This window comes from uncultured Desulfovibrio sp. (genome assembly GCF_944324505.1).
Classification (GTDB): Bacteria; Desulfobacterota; Desulfovibrionia; order Desulfovibrionales; family Desulfovibrionaceae; genus Desulfovibrio.
The window spans coordinates 42,517-60,949 of the sequence record NZ_CALUWO010000009.1; the positions used below are offsets into that span (position 1 = coordinate 42,517).

Consider the following 18,433-nt stretch of genomic DNA (forward strand, 5'->3'; position numbering starts at 1 on the left):
CGGCGAAAAAAAATTTTTGGCGGTCAGCAAAAAGCGCTTGCTTTTTCCCTTGACCTGCCATAAAAGAACTCTTCCGTGTAAACACGGCGGCAGATATCTGCCACACGCCCGGCCACGGCCGGAGCCCTGAAAAAAAAGGGGGTGATGACTGTGCCCGGAGTGTTCCTCAACGAAGACGATTACAATTTCGATATCGCGCTGCGCCGCTTCAAGAAGCAGGTGGAAAAGGCCGGTGTGCTGTCCGAAATGAAGAAGCGTCAGCACTACGAAAAGCCCAGCGTGATGCGCAAGAAGAAGAAGGCCGCTGCCCGTAAGCGCCTGATGAAGAAAATGCGCAAGATGAACGCGGCGTAATGTCGTCTTCACGTCCCCACGGGGCGTGAACAACGCTGTCCGTATGCGGGGGGCCTGGAAAGGGCTTCCCGCTTTTCCGTTTTTACGGGAGTGCCGCGCGCCTCCCCTTCACGAGGTTACGTGCATGAGTCTGTTTGAACAGATCGACAAGGATTACGTGCAGGCCTACAAGGCCAAGGATGCCGTGCGCGTGGGCGTGCTGCGCCTGCTCAAGACGGCGGTCAAGAACCGTCTGGTGGACCTGCGCCGGCCCGGGGGAACCCTGTCCGACGAGGAAATGCTGGATGTCATCATCAAGGAAGGCAAGCAGCGTCAGGACTCCATCGAGCAGTACACGGCTGCCGGCCGGACCGACCTGGCTGACAAGGAAGCCGCGGAACTGGCCATCATCCAGGACTATCTGCCCAAGGCCCTCAGCCCCGAGGAACTGAGCCAGCTCATCGACACCACCATCAGCGCGGTGGGCGCCACCACCCCCCGCGACATGGGCAAGGTCATTTCCGCCATCATGGCCACCCACAAGGGCCGTGTGGACGGCAAGGCCCTGTCCGAAGCCGTCAAGGCCCGGCTCGCCGCCCGCTGATCACAGGGCCGCGCTTCGGCGCGGCCTTTTCCCGCTATCGGCTGCGGGCCGCCCCTGTCCGTCCCGCTGTGCCGGCACGTCCGGCCGCTCCCGCTTCACCCTGACCCGGCGTCACGCCACTCTGCCATGATTCACGCGCGAACCCTTGCCGCTCTGGAATTTGATGCCATCACCGCCCATCTGGCAGCGCACTGCTGTTCCGGCGTAGGCCGCCAACGTGCCCTGAGCATCCGCCCCCTGCCCCATGCGCAGGCTGTTACCGACGCAGCCCGCCTGTTTGAGGAGTCCCGCATCTGGGCCGCCCGCCCCCTGGGCGACGGCGGCTTCAGCCTGACCTCCTTTCCCGACGTGAGCGGACTGCTCCGGGCCGTGGAACGCCCCCACGCCCAGCCGGATACCGATGCCTTCTGGGCCTTGCGCGAGGTGCTGCGGCTGGCCCAGGCAGCCGTGCAGTCCATTGCCGTTGACGAGGCGGAGCGCCAGTGGCCGCATCTGCTGGCCTTTGCCCAGGCAAGCCCCCTGCCCGTGCAGCTGACGGCAGCCCTCAACCGCTGCCTGTCCGATGACGGTTTCATCCGTGATGAAAGCTCGCCCGAGCTGCATCAGGTGCGCTCCGAACTGCGCCGCCTGCATCAGAGCTGCATGCGCAAGGTCAAGGACTATGCCGTGCAGTACAATATGCTGGCCTATCTGCAGGACGAGTTCATGACCCTTTCGTCCGACCGCTATGTGCTGCCGCTCAAGGCCAATTTCAAGGGACGCATGCAGGGCATCATTCACGACTGGTCGCAGACCGGCGAAACCTGCTATTTCGAACCCATGTTCCTGGTGGAAATCAATAACCGCCTGCAGGAACTCAAGCGTGAGGAACGCGAGGAAGAGCAGAAGATTCTGGCCTATCTGCGCTCGCTGCTGCTGGCCGAGCTGCCCAATGCCCGTGCCGCCCTGGATCTGCTGGCCGGGCTGGACCTGCTCCAGGCCAAGCGCCGCCTGGCCGAATCCTTTGACGGCCGCTGCGTGCCCCTGACCCCGGCGGAAGAAGGCATCTGCCTGCGGGAAGCGCGCCATCCCCTGCTTCTGCTGGGGCGCCCGGACGATGCGCCCGCCAGCGAGCGCAGCCGGCAGGCCGACAAGGATGCGGCACGGCAGCGTGTGCGGCCGCTGGACATCATTCTGCGGCCCGGCGAGCACGCCCTGATCATCACCGGCGGCAATGCCGGCGGCAAGACCGTCTGCCTCAAGACCCTGGGACTCATGGTGGCCATGACCCTCAGCGGCCTGCCCGTGCCGGCCGGCCCCGGCTCGCACCTGCCGTGGTTCTCGCGCGTGGACGCCTTCATCGGTGACGAACAGAGCCTGGCGGACAATGTTTCCACCTTCACGGCCCAGATTCAGCATCTCGGCAAGGCGTGGAAGCACCTTGACGCCCAGGGTCTAGTACTGCTGGATGAATTCGGCGCCGGCACCGATCCTGCCCAGGGGGCGGCGCTGGCGCAGGCGGTTCTGGACGAGCTGCTGGCCAAGCAGACCTATGTGCTGGCCGCCACCCACTTCCCGGCACTCAAAAGCTATGCCCTGACCCGAGAGGGCGCACGGGCCGCCTCTGTACTTTTTGATCCCCAGAGCAAGAAGCCCCTCTTCCGCCTGGCCTACGATCAGGTGGGGGCCAGTCAGGCCCTGGACGTGGCCCGCGAACACGGCCTGCCGGAAGCCATTCTGCGCCGGGCGGAACAGTACCTGCTTCAGGACGGGCAGGAGACCGGCCAGGTGCTCAACCGTCTCAACGCCCTGGCGGCCCAGCGCGAGGAAGAACTGCGCGATCTCAAAAAAGCCCAGGACAAGGCCCGCCGCGACGCGGAACAGGCTAAGGAGAAGTGGGAAAAGGAACGCCGGCGTCTGCATGACGAAGTGCGCGCCCAGGCTCAGGAACTCATGCGCGCCTGGAAGGAGGGACGTGCCACGCAGAAGCAGGCTCTGCGGGAAATGTCGCGCCTGCGTGCCTCGCTGGCCACGCCCCCCCAGTCCGAGGAAGATGCCGCTGCCCAGCCTGCGGCAACGGATTTTCGCGTGGGGCAGGAGGTCCTGCACACGGCCTTCAACAAGCGCGGGCGCATTACGGATATTGATCAGCGCCGCAACCGCCTGCGTCTTGACCTCAACGGTGTGAGCCTCTGGGCCGCCATGAAGGATGTGCGCCTGCCGGTCAGTGCCGCCCGCCCGGCGGCTCCCTCGGCCGTGGGCATGGCCGTGCGTGCTCAGAGCGCTGCCGACGATGCCCCTGCCCTCAAGCTGGACCTGCGCGGCATGCGCGCCGATCAGGCTCTTGCCGAAGTGGAACGCTTTCTGGACAAGGCCCTGCTGGCCGGTTTTCACGAGCTGGAAATCGTGCACGGCAGGGGCACTGGCGCCCTGCGTCGGCAGATACATGACTTTCTGCGCAGCTTCCCGGCTGTGGCCAGCTTTGCCACAGCGCCGGAAGACCGTGGCGGCGACGGCATGACCATTGTGGAGCTGCGCTAGGAGGGATGCCGCCCGCGTGCCCGCCGCCACATCCGGCCCCTGTGCGCGGCAATGTCGTGCAGGGGGAAATGCCGGCGCGGCGGCAGGCCCGGGCAAGCGGCCGCCCTTCCCCTGTTGCAGACAGCAAAAACCATGCAACGGCATGTTCCCTGCCCTTGTACCGGGGCTGTGCGGCATACGGCACGGAAGAAAAACGGGATTTTTTCGCAAAGAGACTTCACAAGCACGCCACGCGCCCTATTATGAAAAACAGAGGCACGCTGTACGTGCCCAATGCCGGGGAGGCGGAAGCATGCAGTCGCGGGAGGCCATTCGCGCCATAAAAGAGCGCCTCAATATCGTGGACATTGTGCGCCGCTATGTGGAGCTGAAGCGCAATGGGCCGCGCTGGATTGCGCCCTGCCCCTTTCATCAGGAAACCAAGCCGTCCTTTTCGGTCAATGAGGAACAGGGCCTGTTTTACTGCTTCGGCTGTCAGGCTTCCGGTGATCTGCTTGACTTTTACGGCCGCATCAACGGCCTGGACTTTCGGGAAACCCTGGAACAGCTGGCCGCTGAAGCCGGGATTACCCTGGAGCATGGCCCGTCCGACGGCCGGCGGCAGCAGCAGGCACGGCAGGAGCGTTCGGCCCGGCAGCAGATGCTGCGCATGAACGAAATGGCTGCCAGTCACTTTGCCGCCACTCTGCGCGGACCGCAGGGGGAAGAGTGCCGGGCCTATGTGGCCCGGCGCGGCCTGTCGCCGGACATCGTGGAGCGCTTCGGCCTGGGCTGGGCGCCGCGGGAATGGCAGTCCCTGGCCGGTGTGCTGCACCGGGCCGGCTTCGCCGATGCCCTGGCCGTGGAAGCCGGCCTTCTGGGCCAGTCGGACAGGGGGCGGGCCTATGACCGCTTCCGGGGGCGGCTCATGTTTCCCATACGCAATCTCTCCAATCAGATCATTGCCTTTGGCGGGCGCATCATCGGCGATGAGGATGAGGCCAAATACATCAACAGCGCCGAAACGCCCCTGTATCACAAGGGGGACAATCTCTACGGGCTGGCACAGGCCCGCAAGGGCATAACCACCTGCGGCCGGGCACTGCTCACCGAAGGCTATATGGATGTGCTGACCCTGCATCAGTTCGGCTACGACAATGCCGTGGGCGTGCTGGGAACAGCCCTGACGCCGGAACAGATCAAGCGGCTTTCCGGCTTTACCTCGCAGGTGGTGCTGCTGTTTGACGGAGACCGGGCCGGGCGCAAGGCGGCCTTGCGCTCCTGCGAAATGCTGCTGGCCCGCGGGCTGGCCTGCCAGGTGGTGCTCATGCCGGATGGCGAGGACATCGACAGCCTGCTGCGCACCCGGGGAACAGAGGCCTTCGAGGACCTGCTGCGCCGGGCACCTGACGGTCTGCGCTTCTGCGTGGATGTGCTGCGCGCCCTGGCCCCCCGGGAAACCGTGGAATGGGCACGAACCTTCCTGTCCCGCGTGGAAGTGCCGGAATTGCTCAGCCAGTATGCCTCGCGCCTGGCCACCCACCTCCAGCTTGCCGAAGACCTGCTGCGCCAGGGCATGACGGAACGACGCGGCCGGCCCGGCCCCGCTGCGGGACGCCCCGCGGATGCCGGTCTGGCACGCCAGAACATGCGCGATGTGCAGATCATGCTTTTTGCCGTGCGCTATCCCCACCGGCTGGAGGATCTGCGTGACATCGGGGCGGACCTTGCCCTGCAATCGCCGGAGGCCCGGGCCTTCTGGGATGTCATCGAGCAATGGGGCGCCGAGGAAGCCCCCTATCATATGACGGAACGGCAGCGACAATTCTGGTTTGCCCAGCGCGAAGGCCCTGCCGCCGCTCCGCTGGATTCGGGGGACCATGAATTCCAGTACCTCAAAAAAAATCTTGACGCCTACTATGCTTCAGCGCAAAAGTCCTCTGTTTCCGCGGCCTTACAGCACAATACGGGAACAGGTGACTTTTCTGCAGATTTGGAGTATCTTCGCGCGTTGCAGGATTCTCTGGAGAAATCACGCCATGATCAGACATAGCGCAGACCTGGCGGCAGAGGGCAGACGGGCAGGCTTGCCCCTGCTCGCGAGCGGCACGGGCAGCGACCGCTCCACCGGAAGTTCTCCGGCTAGGTATGCCGCTCCTCTGCGACTTCCCGTGAGGGGCAGACAGGGCGCGCCCATGAGTGCTGCAGGAAAACAGGGAGAATCGGAATGAACAACCTGAAGGAAATCCAGCAAATTCAATCCCTCATCGCCAAGGGCAAGAGTTCGGGCTTTCTCACCTTCGACGAGGTGAGCAAGGCCCTGCCCGTGGAGATGAATACCTCGGAGCAGTTCGAGGAAATCATCGGTATTTTTGAGGAGCTGGAAATCGCCATTGTCGATTCCGAAAAGGAAGGCAAAAAAATTTCTGCCGCTCCCGCCGAAGCCGATGATGACGTGACATCACTGGACCTGGCCGAAGACGAGGAATCTGCGGATTATTCCTCGCGCAGCACTGACCCCGTGCGCATGTATCTGCGCGAAATGGGCGCCGTGCCCCTGCTGGACAGGGACGGCGAAGTGGTCATTGCCAAAAAGATCGAAATGGGCGAGCAGGATGTGCTCTATGCGCTGGTGGAAGTTCCCGTGGCTGTGGAGGAACTCATCAACGTGGGCGAAGACCTGCGCCAGAACCGCATCAAGCTCAAGGATGTGGTCAAGACCATAGAAGAAGATGACCCCAGCGAAGACGAAATGAACCAGCGCTCGCGCGTCATCATGCTCATGGACGAAATCAAGGCCGTCTACAAGAAGAAGCGCAAAATCTACAAGAAACTTGATGACTGCAACACCCTGGAACGCAAGGTAACGGCCATCCAGAAGGAAATCATCGCCTACAAGGAAGAAATCGTTTCCCGCCTGCGTGACATCAAGCTGGAAAAGACGCTCATCGACCGCATCATCGAAACGGTGGAAGACTACGTGCGCCAGATGCACAACTGCCAGCGCGATCTCTCTGCCTACATTCTTTCCACGGGCCGGACGCAGGCCGAGATTCAGGCCCTGTTCGACGGCCTGGAAAAGCGCGAGATCAACCCCAATGACGCCGCGCGCGAGCTGGGCCTTTCCGTGGACGAGCTGTTCTCCTTCAAGGAAATGATCCTGGGCAAGATTGAAATCCTCAAGCGCCTCCAGGAAAAATGCTGCCACAATGTGACGGACCTGGAAGAAGTGCTCTGGCGCATCAAGCGCGGCAACAATGCCGCCATGCGCGCCAAACAGGAACTCATCCGCTCCAACCTGCGTCTTGTGGTTTCCATTGCCAAGAAATACACCAATCGTGGCCTGCAGTTCCTTGACCTTATCCAGGAAGGCAATATCGGCCTCATGAAGGCCGTGGACAAGTTCGAGTATCAGCGCGGCTACAAGTTCTCCACCTATGCCACGTGGTGGATACGCCAGGCCATTACCCGGGCCATTGCGGATCAGGCCCGCACCATCCGCATACCCGTGCACATGATCGAAACCATCAACAAGCTCATCCGCACCTCGCGCTACCTTGTGCAGGAACTGGGACGCGATCCCACGCCCGAGGAAATCGCCGAGCGCATGGAATATCCGGTGGAAAAGGTCAAGAAGGTGCTCAAGATCGCCAAGGAACCCATTTCCCTGGAAACGCCCATCGGCGATGAGGAAGATTCCAGCCTGGGCGATTTCATCGAGGACAAGAAGGCCGTGGCCCCGGCGGAAGAAGTGATCAATACCAAGCTCAGCGAGCAGCTTGCCGCGGTGCTGGCCGATCTCACCCCTCGTGAGGAACAGGTGCTGCGCAAGCGTTTCGGCATTGCCGAAAAGAGCGACCATACCCTCGAGGAAGTGGGGCGCCTCTTCAACGTGACCCGTGAGCGCATCCGCCAGATCGAGGCAAAGGCCCTGCGCAAGCTGCGCCATCCCGTGCGCAGTCAGACCCTGCGCACCTATTACGACAACTGATTTGCCCAGGCCCCCTTGTTCCCCCAGGCCGCTGAAAAGCCCTTTTTCAGCGGCCTGGGGATTTTCGCAGCCGCATGAAAAAAGGATGTCGCATGGACCTTCCCTTTTTCGGACACCGCCCCGGCCGAGCACACCGGCTCATTCTGGCCTGTCTCCTGGCCGCCCTTCTGGGGGGAGCGCTATGTCTGCCCCCGCTGTCCGCTCGTGCCGAAGCGGCGGAAACGGACAGTGCCACGGTCACGCCTCCGCCTGCCGCCTCCCTGTCACGCCCGGACCTGGAACCGCTGCGCACCGTGGGCACCGCCACCGTGGCCAGCTGTCTGGACGGCGATACCCTCACCCTCACCTCGCGCCGTACCGTGCGTCTGGCGGGCATCGACACCCCGGAAATGAAGGGCCGCACGGGCAAACCCCAGTATTACGCCCGCGAATCCAGAAATCTCCTGCGCGAGGCTGCGCGCGGCCAGACTGTCCGCTTGTTTCAGGCCGGGGAAAAAACGCAGGATCGCTACGGCCGCATCGTGGCCGATGTGCAGCTGCATGACGGCCGCTCGCTCAGTGCCTTCATGCTGGAACAGGGAGCCGCCTACTTCTACCCGCACACGGACCTGACGCCTGCCTATCAGGACTGGCTGCGCTCCCTGCAGGCCCGCGCCATCCATGAACGCCGGGGCATGTGGGCCTGGCTGCTGGCCCAGCCCTTTGCCCTGCAAAGCTATACGGGCAACAAGCGCAGCCTGCGCTTCTTTCCGGCGGATTCCCGCGAGGCGCAGTCCATCAAGCCGCGCAACCGCATTCACTTCGGCACCCTCATGGATGCCTTTCTGGCCGGCTACGCGCCGGCCCGCAACGCCAGTCCCTGGCCGGAGGCCGACGCACAATGAGCCTACCAGCAGCCCCTGCCCCGTCGCTGTCCACTCAGGAGGCGGTGGTCATCTTTTCCGGCGGGCAGGATTCGGCCACCTGTCTGGCCTGGAGCCTGAACCGCTTTGCCCGGGTGCATACCCTGGGCTTTGACTATGGTCAGCGCCATCATGTGGAATTGCAGTGCCGTCAGCGGGTCCGTGCGGGCATTGCCGCCCTTTCGCCGCTCTGGTCCTCCCGCCTGACTGACGACCACCTGCTGACGCTGGACATCTACCGGCACGAAGCCGCCAATGCCCTGACCACGGACCGCACAGCGCCCCCCGGCACACGGGAAAAAAACGGCCTTCCCGACACCTTTGTGCCGGGCCGTAACCTGCTCTTTATCCTGCAAGCTGCCATCTGGGCCTATGCGCGCGGCATACGGCACCTGGTTACAGGGGTCTGCCAGACGGATTCTTCCGGCTACCCCGACTGCCGCGACGACAGCATCAAGGCCCTGCAGGTGGCCATCAATCTGGGCATGGACAGCCGCTACGTCCTGCATACGCCGCTCATGTGGCTGGACAAATGCGCCACCTGGCAGCTTGCCGCCGCGCTGGGGGGAGACGCCCTGGTGAACTGCATTGTGGAAGAAAGCCACACCTGCTATGCCGGCACGCGCGGCCAGCGCCATCCCTGGGGCTACGGCTGCGGCCAGTGTCCGGCCTGCCAGCTGCGCGCCAGAGGCTATGCCGCCTATCTGGCCAGCAAGGAAGGCTCCCGTGCCTGAACACAAAAAAATCCTCTCCGCCGCGCAGGGCGTGGAGGCCGGACGCATTCTTTTTGCCCTGAACACGCAGGAAGATGCCGCCCTGCGCATGCTGGCCGCCTGCGGCATTCCCGCAGCCTGCTGCACCGGCGACGCCGGCTGGCGTCTGCATGCCGAATGGTGTGCCTTTGTGCATGCCGCCGTTACCAGCAGCCTCATGCAGCATGCGCCCAACACGGTGCTGCTGGCCTATCTGCGGCAGACCGGTTCCCTGCTGGCAGCCGCAGGAACCACCACGCCCCAGGACCTGCACAAGGATATTCAGACCTTTGTGGACGGCCCCTTTGCCGCCTACATGCCTCTGCTGGCCCAGGAACAGCCCCAGCGCTGTCCGGCCCTGTTCTGCCAACGGGTGCTGCCGGACCTGCCCCCCGGGCAGGCGCTGCCTGTACAGGCCCGCCTGGCTGCCGCCATGGCCCTGCTGCTGGGCGCCCTGAACGACAAGCTGGACCAGTACGACATCAGGCCAGACTAGACGCTGCTGCCGCAGGAAGGGCAACAGAACCTTCCGGGCGCTGCACGCCAGGGCGATGCCGTTTTCCGTGCAGGCCCCTCGCGAGCCGCTATCGTGGCGCGCTGCCGTGCGTCCTGTGGCAGATGCGCCTTGGGCGGCGCTGCCGCCGATTCCACGCATCGCCCTGTCCACAGGACAGCAAAGAGGGGAAGCCGCAGCGTACAGCTTCCCCTTCGTTTGTCACCTGGCCGGACAGCGCGCAGCGTTGTGCCGATCAGTTTTCCAGAAATACCCAGTGCAGCAGACGCTTATGCACGCGCAGGCGATTTTCGGCCTGCAACAGCAGCAGGGAGCGGGAACTTTCGGCCAGCCCTCTGTCTACCGTGATTGCCCGGATGGGCTGGGACCCCAGCAGCACATGGGCGCCCGGCGCCGCCTTGTCCAGCAGCGCCGGCGTGATGGACCAGCGCTCTTCATCCTCGGCAGCCAGTTCACTGCGGCAGCCGGCAAAGACGTACTGGCTCCCGGCAACCGCCTGTTCCGGCGTATCCACAAGGGTCAGCTCCACGCCAAAGCGGCGGGCGGCGTCACGCACCGCGGCGGGATCATTGCGCGGCGGCAGGGAAACCTGAAGCGAGTAGGGGAAATACTGCATGGCCTCGATGAGGGAATACAGCGTTCCGTTGGCACAGCCCACCCAGCCGACGCGAACGCCCTGCAGATTGTCGCGGGAATACTTGAGCATGCAGGCAATGTCAGCCAGCGCATGGGCCGGATGGCCATCAGGACTGCCGGCATTGATGACCGGATACTTCACGTCGGCCTCGCGCTTTGCCCAGACAGAGGCCGGAAAGCCATAGAGGTACATGCAGTCCACATAGTAATTGATGACGCCCAAGAGCTGCACCTGATGGCGGTGCAGCTCCTCGCGCCAGTCCCCCACGGTTCCCTGATACAGGGTCGCTCCGTTCATCTGGCGCACGGCAGCCGTGATGCACAGGCGCTCCGGCAGGGACTCCTGCGCAAAAAGCAGCAGGGCCACCCGCTCGGTCATGAAGTCGGTCTGCGTGCGCGCATCGGGAATTCCCCGGGCCTGCTGCACGATCAGCCAGCTGCCCGCCTCGCCAAGGTCCTGCAAACTCAATACGTGTCGCGGCATAAAAGCACCTCCGTTGGCTTTTTGCCTTTTAAAAATAGCAGCAGGCGATAACGCTGTCCAGCAGGCCCCGGAAATATTGCCCTTGTTCCTGTGAGGAAATGCGCGTAGACTATTGCCCGTTTTACACAGCGGCAACGGCCTTCACGCCATGCCCCAAACTTTTGCAAGGACCTGCCATGCACGCGTTTATCTTTGATCTGGACGGCACCCTGCTGGATACCCTGGCGGATATCGCTGCTGCCTGCAACACCATGCTGGCCGCCCACGGCTATCCCGTCCATAGCGTGGAATCCTATCGGCAGCGGGTGGGCAACGGTTTCGGCAAGCTGGTGCGCCGCGCCCTGCCGGCAGAGACGCTGGAAGAGCTGCGGCAGCAGGCCCCGGACGAACAGGCCATCGAGGCCCTCGTGCAGGAAACACGCCTTGCCTACAGCCGGCACATCAACGACCACACCCGCCCCTATGACGGCATCCCGGAGGCTCTGGCAGAACTGCGCCGGCGCGGCATGCGCCTGGGCGTGCTTTCCAACAAGACCGACGAATACACCCGTGCCCTCATTGCGGCCCACTTTCCCGGCGTGTTCTGCGCGGTGCGCGGCGCCAGGAAGGACACCCCGCTCAAGCCCGCCCCCGACGGCGCCCGTGCTGTGATCGCTGCCACAGGCACGGAAGCCGCTCTGTGCTTTTATGTGGGAGACAGTGATGTGGACATGCTCACAGCCCGCCATGCCGGCATGGTCGGCGTGGGCGTTGCCTGGGGATTCCGCGGTCTGGCGGAAGTGCAGGCCGCCGGCGCTGCGCGCATTGTCCACCATCCCGACGAACTCCCCGCCCTGCTCGACCACTGATCCCCATGGCCGGACAGGCCGCGGACACACCCTATACGCCTGTTCTGGAGAATGCCCTATGCAACGTCCCATCATTGAAATCGACGAAGAAAAGTGCACGGGCTGCGGCCAGTGCATTCTGGATTGTGCCGAAGGTGCCCTGGCCATCATCGACGGCAAGGCCCGTCTGGTGAGCGAGGTCTTCTGCGACGGTCTGGGCGCCTGCCTCAACTGCCCGCACGGCGCGCTGCGCCTGGTCACACGTGAGGCGCCGGCCTTTGACGAGGCTGCTGCCCTGGCTGCCAAGGCCAGGCGCAGCGGCCAGCCCGCGTCCTGTGCCGGCAGCGCGCCCCGCCAGCTTGCGCCCCTGCGCTCTCTGACACCAACGGAACAGGGCGCGGATCCCGTGGCCAGCACGGCTACATGGCCGTTGCAGCTGCGCCTTGTGCCGCCCACGGCCCCTTTTCTGCGCGGGGCGCATCTGCTGCTGGCCGCCCATTGTGCGGGTTTCTGCCTGCCCCGTCTGCACGAGGACTGGCTTGCCGGGCGGGTGCCGGTCATTGCCTGCCCCAAGCTGGATGATCCCGCGGCAAGCCGCCAGGCCCTGACGGCGCTGCTGACCCATGGCGGCATTGCCGCCGTCACGGTGCTGCGCATGAGTGTTCCCTGCTGCGGCGGCCTGGAGCGCCTGCTGCATCAGGCCATGGACGCCTCCGGCTGGCAGGGTGCGGTAAGCAGCCGCACCGTACGCCTGCCATAATTTTTTTCTGCCTTGACAAAACATACTTCATCGCTAAGTTTATAGCACACCCCCCAACGTCACGAGGTTACCGATGCCTATCAAGATTCCCGCCGATCTCCCCGCCCGCCTGGAACTGGAAAACGAAAACATCTTCGTCATGACCGAAGAGCGCGCCCGGAGTCAGGACATCCGTCCGCTGGAGCTGGCCATCGTCAACCTCATGCCCACCAAGATCGCCACGGAAACGCAGCTGCTGCGCCTGCTGGGCAATTCTCCGCTTCAGGTCAACATCACCCTGCTGCGGACCATGCAGCATGAGTCCAAGAATACGCCCCTCCAGCATCTGGAGCGTTTCTACCGGACATTCGAGCAGATACGCAACCGCCGTTTTGACGGCATGGTGGTGACGGGGGCACCGGTGGAGCACCTGCCCTTTGAAGCCGTAGACTACTGGCAGGAACTGCGTGACATCATGGAATATGCCAACAGCCACGTGTATTCCACGCTGTACATCTGCTGGGCGGCACAGGCAGCGCTCTACCATTTTTACGGCATTCCCAAGTATGACCTGCCGACCAAGCGATCGGGCATCTTCCGGCACCATGTGCTGCATGCCTCCTGCCGCCTCTTCCGCGGCTTTGACGACGAGTTTCCCGCGCCCCATTCCCGGCATACGGAAATTCGCGCCGAGGATGTGGCCAAGGTACCCAATCTGCGCATTCTGGCCGAGTCGGACGAGGCAGGCCTGACACTGGTGGAAAGTGTGGACCACAAGCAGGTCTTCATGACCGGACACCTGGAATATGACCGCGGCACCCTGGATGCCGAGTACCGGCGGGATCTCCTGCGCGGCATGAATCCGCAGCCTCCGCTGCACTACTATCCCCAGGAGGACCCCCAGCGGATGCCCCTCATGACCTGGCGTGCCCATGCCCACCTTTTCTACAGCAACTGGCTCAACTACTACGTCTACCAGGATACGCCGTTCGACTTCACCCGAGAAGCAGGCGACGACAATGTGTGAGGACGTTATGAAGTTTTCTACGCGAACCCGATACGGCCTGCGCTTTCTGCTGCGCCTGGCGCAGCAGCCGGACGCAAGCCTTGTGCAACTGGGACAGGTTGCCCATGACGAAAAGATATCCTCCGGCTATCTGGAACAGATTGTGCGTGCCCTCAAGCCCCTGGGGATTCTTCATGCCGTGCGCGGGTCAGGAGGCGGCTACCGCCTGGCGAAGCCCGCCAGCGAAATTTCCATGGAAGATGTCTTTTCACGACTGGAAGGGGAAATCTCTCCTGTTTCCTGTCTGGCCAAGGGCAAACACTGCGCCCGACAGAACGAATGCAGCTCGCACACCTTCTGGTGTGAACTGGATGCTCATATCCGAACCTTCCTGCGCAATCGAACGCTGCAGGATATCATTGATTCCGAAAAGGGCTAGTCCTCAGGAGAAATAGTATGTGGAACTATACCGAAGCCGTTCATGACCATTTCCTGCATCCCCGCAATGCCGGCGCCCTGGCCGATGCCAATGCCGTCGGCGAAGTGGGCAGCATTGCCTGTGGTGACGCGCTCAAGCTCTACCTGCGCATCAATGACGACGGCATCATCGAGGATGCCAGCTTTGAAACCTTCGGCTGTGCCAGTGCCATCGCCTCCAGCTCTGTCCTGACCGAAATGGTCAAGGGCATACACGTGGACGAGGCCCTGCGCCTCACCAACAAGGATATTGCCACGGCCCTGGGCGGTCTGCCCCGGGAAAAGATGCACTGCTCCGTCATGGGCGCCGAAGCCCTGGAAGCCGCCATCCGCCAGTGGAAGGGAGAACCCGCCGTTTCCCATGCCCATGAGGAAGGCAAGCTCATCTGCAAGTGCTTCAACGTGACCGATGCCCAGATTATCCGGGCCATCCGGGAAAACGGCCTCAGAACCGTGGAAGACGTAACCGACTACACCAAGGCCGGCGGCGCCTGTGGGCAGTGCCTGGATCAGATCGCCGAGATTCTGGCCCAGGAGCTGCACCAGCCCGGCGCCATGCCCCGCCCTGCCGAGGCGGCTTCCCAGGCCGCCCCCCGGCTGACCAACGTGCAGCGCATGCAGCGCATCCTCACGGTCATTGACAAGGACATCCGCCCCCTGCTGGCCGCCGACGGTGGCGACATCGAGCTGGTGGATGTGGACGGACCGCGCGTGCAGGTGAGCTTCCGCGGGCATTGCGCCCAGTGTCCGGCCAGTGCCGCCACCCTGCATGATCTGGTGGAAGGCCAGCTGCGCGACAAGGTGGAAGCCGACATTACCGTGGAGGCCGTATAGCCATGAAGACCATCTATCTTGACAACAATGCCACCAGCGCCGTGGCACCCGAAGTGCGCGAGGCCATGCTGCCCTATCTGGGCGAAGCCTATGGCAATCCCTCTTCCATGTATGCCTTCGGCGGCCAGGTGGCCGGCGCCGTGGACGAGGCCCGGCAGCAGATAGCGCAGCTCATCGGCGCCCGGCCGGAAGAAATCATTTTCACCTCCTGTGGCTCGGAAAGCGACAATACGGCCATCTGGAGCGCCCTGCAAACCCAGCCCCGGAAGCGCCACATCATCACCACCCGCGTGGAGCATGCGGCCATTCTCAGCACGGTGGAATTCTGGGAAAAGCAGGGCGGGTATGAGGTGACGCTGCTTTCCGTGGACGAAAAGGGCCGCCTGGACATGGATGAATACGCCGCCGCCCTGCGCGAGGATACGGCGCTGGTCAGCATCATGTGTGCCAACAACGAGGTGGGCAATATCTATCCCGTGGAACAGATGGCAGCCATGGCCGCGGAAAAGGGCGTGCTCTTTCACACCGACGCCGTGCAGGCCGTGGGCAAGGTGCCGCTGAACATGGCCCAGAACAGCATCGGCATGCTGTCCCTTTCCGGGCACAAGCTGCACGCCCCCAAGGGCATCGGCGTACTCTACGTGCGCAAGGGCGTGCGCTTCAGTCCCTTCCTGCGCGGCGGCCATCAGGAGCGCGGCCGTCGGGCAGGCACGGAAAACGTCCCCCACATTGTGGCCCTGGGCATGGCGGCCAGGCTTGCCGCCAGCCACATGGACGAGGAGCGTACCCGCGTGGCTGCCCTGCGCGACCGCCTGGAACAGGGCATCCTGGCTGCCGTGCCGGATTGCCGCGTCAACGGCGATACGGAAAATCGCCTGCCCAATACGTCCAACATCTCTTTCAAGAATGTGGAAGGGGAGGCCATCCTCCTGCTGCTTGACCGCCTGGGCATCTGTGCCAGCTCCGGCTCGGCCTGTACCTCCGGCAGCCTGGAACCGTCCCACGTGCTCCGGGCCATGAACGTGCCCTTCAACTATGCCCACGGTTCGCTGCGGCTCTCCCTGTCGCGCTATACCACCGAAGAGGACGTGGACTACGTGGTGGATAACCTGCCGCAGGTCATCTCCACCCTGCGTGCCATCTCCCCCTTCAAGAACTGATCAACACCTGCCCACAGGCGCAGACAACACAGGGGAGGAAGAGCGTGCTCTTCCTCCCCTGTGCCTTCCATGGGACCATGCCGCGAAGAATGGGGGGCCGTGCATCTCTCCTGCTGGACGATTTCCCCTTTCCGCAGCTTCTTTCATATGACATCCTGCCAGGGAAGTCTCCCTGCATGGCTTGTCTTCTCACTCCATGATCTTCCTGCTGAATTCCTGGGCGTAAATCTGATTATCAAGTTTGAAAAGCGCAATCTGCCCGCGATATATCCTGATAGTGTCACCAGCAACATCAGACAGGGCTGTAATATAATACTCTTTAAAAGTACTGACGATTATAAATTCATCAATGCCACTTTTTATATATGTAAAGCGCTTGTTTGCTGATTCAACAGTATATTGAATCACAATAACAGCTGCCATAAGTATAAATATTATGAAGCACACATTTGTTCTCAAAAATGTATATTCACCTATTATGAATGACAGATTAACAACTTTAAAAAGCACTCCAAAAACACAAAGAATTCCAACAATGCTCATTCCATGCCATAGCGTCATATAATAAGTCTGAGTATACCATAAGAATGCTGTGTATAGTGATAGCATTAGCATATGAACAAAAATAAATTTCATATTTGATTTTTTATATTTATTATGATAAATACGAACATCATTCCACAGGAAGAGGCAGTAAATAAATACGAACAAATAGCTTAACCCTTGTAGCACCTCTTCTGTTCGCAACTCCATAAGATACAGATGGTCAACTTTATAATAAGCAAATCTAACAGTCTTTTGTATCAGCGAAAGAACAAACCCAAGACATAACAATAACGGTGCAAGTCTGATTATATAGGTATAAATATCTTCACTGAGACGGTTGAGACGTTGAAGATTATCGTCCTCTCCCGAGCTATCCTGTTGCATTGTATTAAGTATTTCTGCCTTTTTGGGTTTGCGACTTCTCCACTTGGCCATGCTTCCCTCCAGGGAATCAGTATCTTATAAAAATAAATATAAGTAAATATATAGCATCTGTGCCTCCCGGAAAAATACCAGAACCATGCGAGCATAAAGCAAATCAGCCACAACGGGAAAAATACGACAAAAAACGGGGGATATGGTGTTGTTCTCCACCATATCCCCCGTTTTTATACGGTATGGAACTGTCCTTTACGGTCTCAGCATTCCACTCCGCTGGCAGCGGCCGGCTCCAGATGAATGCTGACACGGCCCAGCGAGGGCAGCAGCTCCCGCAGCTGACTTTCCAGACGGGAAGAGATGACGTGTGCCTGCGCCACCGTGCAGTCTGCCGCCACTTCGCAATGGAAGCTCACGCACAAGCCCTGCTCTGCCGTGGCATAGGCGGAAAACTTGTGCGCCTTGCTCAGCAGGGGCTCGCGGTCCACGGCCTGGCGAATCTGGTCCCATGCGGCCTGGACTTCCGGCGAAGCCGCCGTCAGCCCGCGGTAGGAAGCTGCGGCATCCCGCGGTTCCAGATGGGTCAGGATTTCTTCCAGCGACAGGCTGCGGCTCACGTCTTCCTCAAAGGCACGAACCTGTTTGTGCGCCCGGGCAAAGGGCATGTCGGCAGGCAGTTCCACATGCAGTTCAATGCGTGTGGCCGTGCCGCTGCGCAGCACGTGAATATCGTGCACATCCAGTCCCTGACGCTCGGCCGCACGCTGAATGACCATGAAGGGGTCCAGCGGTGCCGCCGGCGAGACCATGGGTTCCACGTGCACGGTCACATCCGCCCCGGGCAGGATGCTGTCCACCGCCAGCTCGGCCTCATGCGCCAGGCGGTGCCCTTCGCTGACGCGCACACAGGGATCCACCCCCACCGTCAGGTCCACAAAGGACTGGGGACCACTGGTGCGCAGGCGCACCCGGCGTACGGCCGTAATGCCGGACAGCGCTCCCACGGCCGCCTCGATCTGCTGGCATTCTTCGGACGAGCTGGAATCCATGAGGGTATTCACGGCATCGCGGGCCATGTGCAGGCTGGCCCGGAAGATGATGACGGCCACAATGAGTGCCGCGACCGTATCTGCCTGCACCAGCACCTTTTGCAGGGGGCCGGTAATGTGCAGCGCCGAGGCCAGCCAGACAGCCAGCACGCCCACCAGCACCACGGCCGATGACAGGATATCCGTGGCAAAGTGCAGGGCATCGGCCTCCAGTGCCTGGCTCTTGGTTTCGCGCGCCACGCGCCGCAGCATGCGAACGCGGTTGATGTCCACAATCATGGAAATGGCCATGATGACGGCCCCCCACAGCGAGGGCACCACCGGCTCGCCGCCGCCCAGCAGCCGCTGGATGCCTTCATAGATCACCCAGAAGCTGATGAGGAAGAGCAGCAGGGTCTCGGCCAGGGCAGAAAGATTTTCCACCTTGCCGTGCCCGTAGGGGTGGCCGCTGTCCGCCGGACGGCTGGACACGCGCACGGCATAGAGCGTCATGAGCGCAGCCAGCAGGTCCAGCCCGCTGTGCAGCGCCTCGGAAAGAATCCCCAGGCTGTTGGTGTACAGCCCCACCACAAGTTTGAGAAGGGTCAGCCCCAGGGCCGCCAGCACGGAAAAAATGGCGGCTCTGTGCTTGGCCTGTGTGTGTTCATGCTCCATGTCCAAAACTCCTTGACAAAAAAGCCCCCGAAGGGGCTTTTTTTCAGC

17 protein-coding genes are annotated in these 18,433 nt (G+C 62.0%); 14 read left to right on the forward strand and 3 right to left on the reverse strand.

Features of this window, described 5'->3' with window-relative positions; genetic code table 11:
• Positions 1 to 150 precede the first annotated feature (150 nt).
• The 8 genes from rpsU to Q0J57_RS09180 all read left to right on the forward strand — a co-directional run bounded on the left by rpsU (position 151) and on the right by Q0J57_RS09180 (position 9,577).
• Positions 151 to 354: a 30S ribosomal protein S21 gene (gene rpsU / locus Q0J57_RS09145; protein ID WP_296305852.1), complete on the forward strand. Its 204-nt coding sequence runs from the start codon at positions 151 to 153 to the stop codon at positions 352 to 354.
• A gap of 124 nt (positions 355 to 478) precedes the next feature.
• A complete protein-coding gene (locus Q0J57_RS09150; RefSeq protein WP_297219492.1) occupies positions 479 to 937 on the forward strand; it encodes a GatB/YqeY domain-containing protein in 459 nt (152 codons plus the stop codon).
• A gap of 126 nt (positions 938 to 1,063) precedes the next feature.
• Entirely contained in the window at positions 1,064 to 3,457 is a 2,394-nt protein-coding gene (locus tag Q0J57_RS09155) for a Smr/MutS family protein (RefSeq protein ID WP_297219494.1), read from the forward strand.
• A gap of 292 nt (positions 3,458 to 3,749) precedes the next feature.
• Complete coding sequence (gene dnaG, locus Q0J57_RS09160; RefSeq protein WP_297219496.1) at positions 3,750 to 5,489, forward strand: DNA primase; 1,740 nt, start codon at positions 3,750 to 3,752, stop codon at positions 5,487 to 5,489.
• A gap of 174 nt (positions 5,490 to 5,663) precedes the next feature.
• The gene (gene rpoD, locus Q0J57_RS09165; protein WP_297219498.1) at positions 5,664 to 7,427 is read left to right on the forward strand and encodes an RNA polymerase sigma factor RpoD; all 1,764 of its coding nucleotides are present in this window, start codon (positions 5,664 to 5,666) and stop codon (positions 7,425 to 7,427) included.
• A gap of 92 nt (positions 7,428 to 7,519) precedes the next feature.
• The gene (locus Q0J57_RS09170; protein WP_297219500.1) at positions 7,520 to 8,311 is read left to right on the forward strand and encodes a thermonuclease family protein; all 792 of its coding nucleotides are present in this window, start codon (positions 7,520 to 7,522) and stop codon (positions 8,309 to 8,311) included.
• Entirely contained in the window at positions 8,308 to 9,063 is a 756-nt protein-coding gene (queC, locus tag Q0J57_RS09175; RefSeq protein WP_297219503.1) for a 7-cyano-7-deazaguanine synthase QueC, read from the forward strand. The genes Q0J57_RS09170 and queC overlap by 4 nt, the downstream gene beginning before the upstream one ends.
• Positions 9,056 to 9,577 (forward strand): serine/threonine protein kinase, encoded by a 522-nt coding sequence (locus Q0J57_RS09180; RefSeq protein ID WP_297219505.1) that lies wholly within the window; start codon positions 9,056 to 9,058, stop codon positions 9,575 to 9,577. Before queC ends, Q0J57_RS09180 begins: the two co-directional genes overlap by 8 nt.
• Positions 9,578 to 9,830: 253 nt before the next feature.
• On the opposite strand, the gene Q0J57_RS09185 is transcribed toward Q0J57_RS09180, so the two are convergent.
• Positions 9,831 to 10,715, reverse strand: coding sequence for an ornithine carbamoyltransferase (locus Q0J57_RS09185; protein WP_297219507.1), 885 nt, complete (start codon positions 10,713 to 10,715; stop codon positions 9,831 to 9,833).
• Between the two features lie 176 nt (positions 10,716 to 10,891).
• Here Q0J57_RS09185 and Q0J57_RS09190 point away from each other — a divergent pair, with 176 nt between their 5' ends.
• The 6 genes from Q0J57_RS09190 (at position 10,892) to nifS (ending at position 15,758) form a co-directional block, all read left to right on the forward strand.
• Positions 10,892 to 11,563: an HAD family hydrolase gene (locus Q0J57_RS09190; RefSeq protein WP_297219509.1), complete on the forward strand. Its 672-nt coding sequence runs from the start codon at positions 10,892 to 10,894 to the stop codon at positions 11,561 to 11,563.
• A 58-nt stretch (positions 11,564 to 11,621) separates the two neighbouring features.
• Entirely contained in the window at positions 11,622 to 12,302 is a 681-nt protein-coding gene (locus Q0J57_RS09195; RefSeq protein ID WP_297219511.1) for a 4Fe-4S binding protein, read from the forward strand.
• A gap of 73 nt (positions 12,303 to 12,375) precedes the next feature.
• Positions 12,376 to 13,308 (forward strand): homoserine O-succinyltransferase, encoded by a 933-nt coding sequence (metA, locus tag Q0J57_RS09200; protein WP_297219513.1) that lies wholly within the window; start codon positions 12,376 to 12,378, stop codon positions 13,306 to 13,308.
• A gap of 7 nt (positions 13,309 to 13,315) precedes the next feature.
• Positions 13,316 to 13,726 (forward strand): RrF2 family transcriptional regulator, encoded by a 411-nt coding sequence (locus Q0J57_RS09205; protein ID WP_297219515.1) that lies wholly within the window; start codon positions 13,316 to 13,318, stop codon positions 13,724 to 13,726.
• A gap of 17 nt (positions 13,727 to 13,743) precedes the next feature.
• Positions 13,744 to 14,598 (forward strand): Fe-S cluster assembly protein NifU, encoded by an 855-nt coding sequence (gene nifU, locus Q0J57_RS09210; protein ID WP_297219517.1) that lies wholly within the window; start codon positions 13,744 to 13,746, stop codon positions 14,596 to 14,598.
• Positions 14,599 to 14,600: 2 nt separating this feature from the next.
• Entirely contained in the window at positions 14,601 to 15,758 is a 1,158-nt protein-coding gene (gene nifS, locus Q0J57_RS09215) for a cysteine desulfurase NifS (RefSeq protein WP_297219519.1), read from the forward strand.
• A 189-nt stretch (positions 15,759 to 15,947) separates the two neighbouring features.
• Here nifS and Q0J57_RS09220 read toward each other — a convergent pair whose 3' ends face one another.
• Together Q0J57_RS09220 and Q0J57_RS09225 are read right to left on the reverse strand one after the other, a co-directional pair.
• Complete coding sequence (locus Q0J57_RS09220) at positions 15,948 to 16,739, reverse strand: hypothetical protein (protein WP_297219521.1); 792 nt, start codon at positions 16,737 to 16,739, stop codon at positions 15,948 to 15,950.
• Positions 16,740 to 16,942: 203 nt separating this feature from the next.
• Positions 16,943 to 18,385, reverse strand: a complete 1,443-nt coding sequence (locus Q0J57_RS09225) for a cation diffusion facilitator family transporter (protein ID WP_297219523.1) — start codon at positions 18,383 to 18,385, stop codon at positions 16,943 to 16,945.
• Between the last annotated feature and the right edge of the window lie 48 nt (positions 18,386 to 18,433).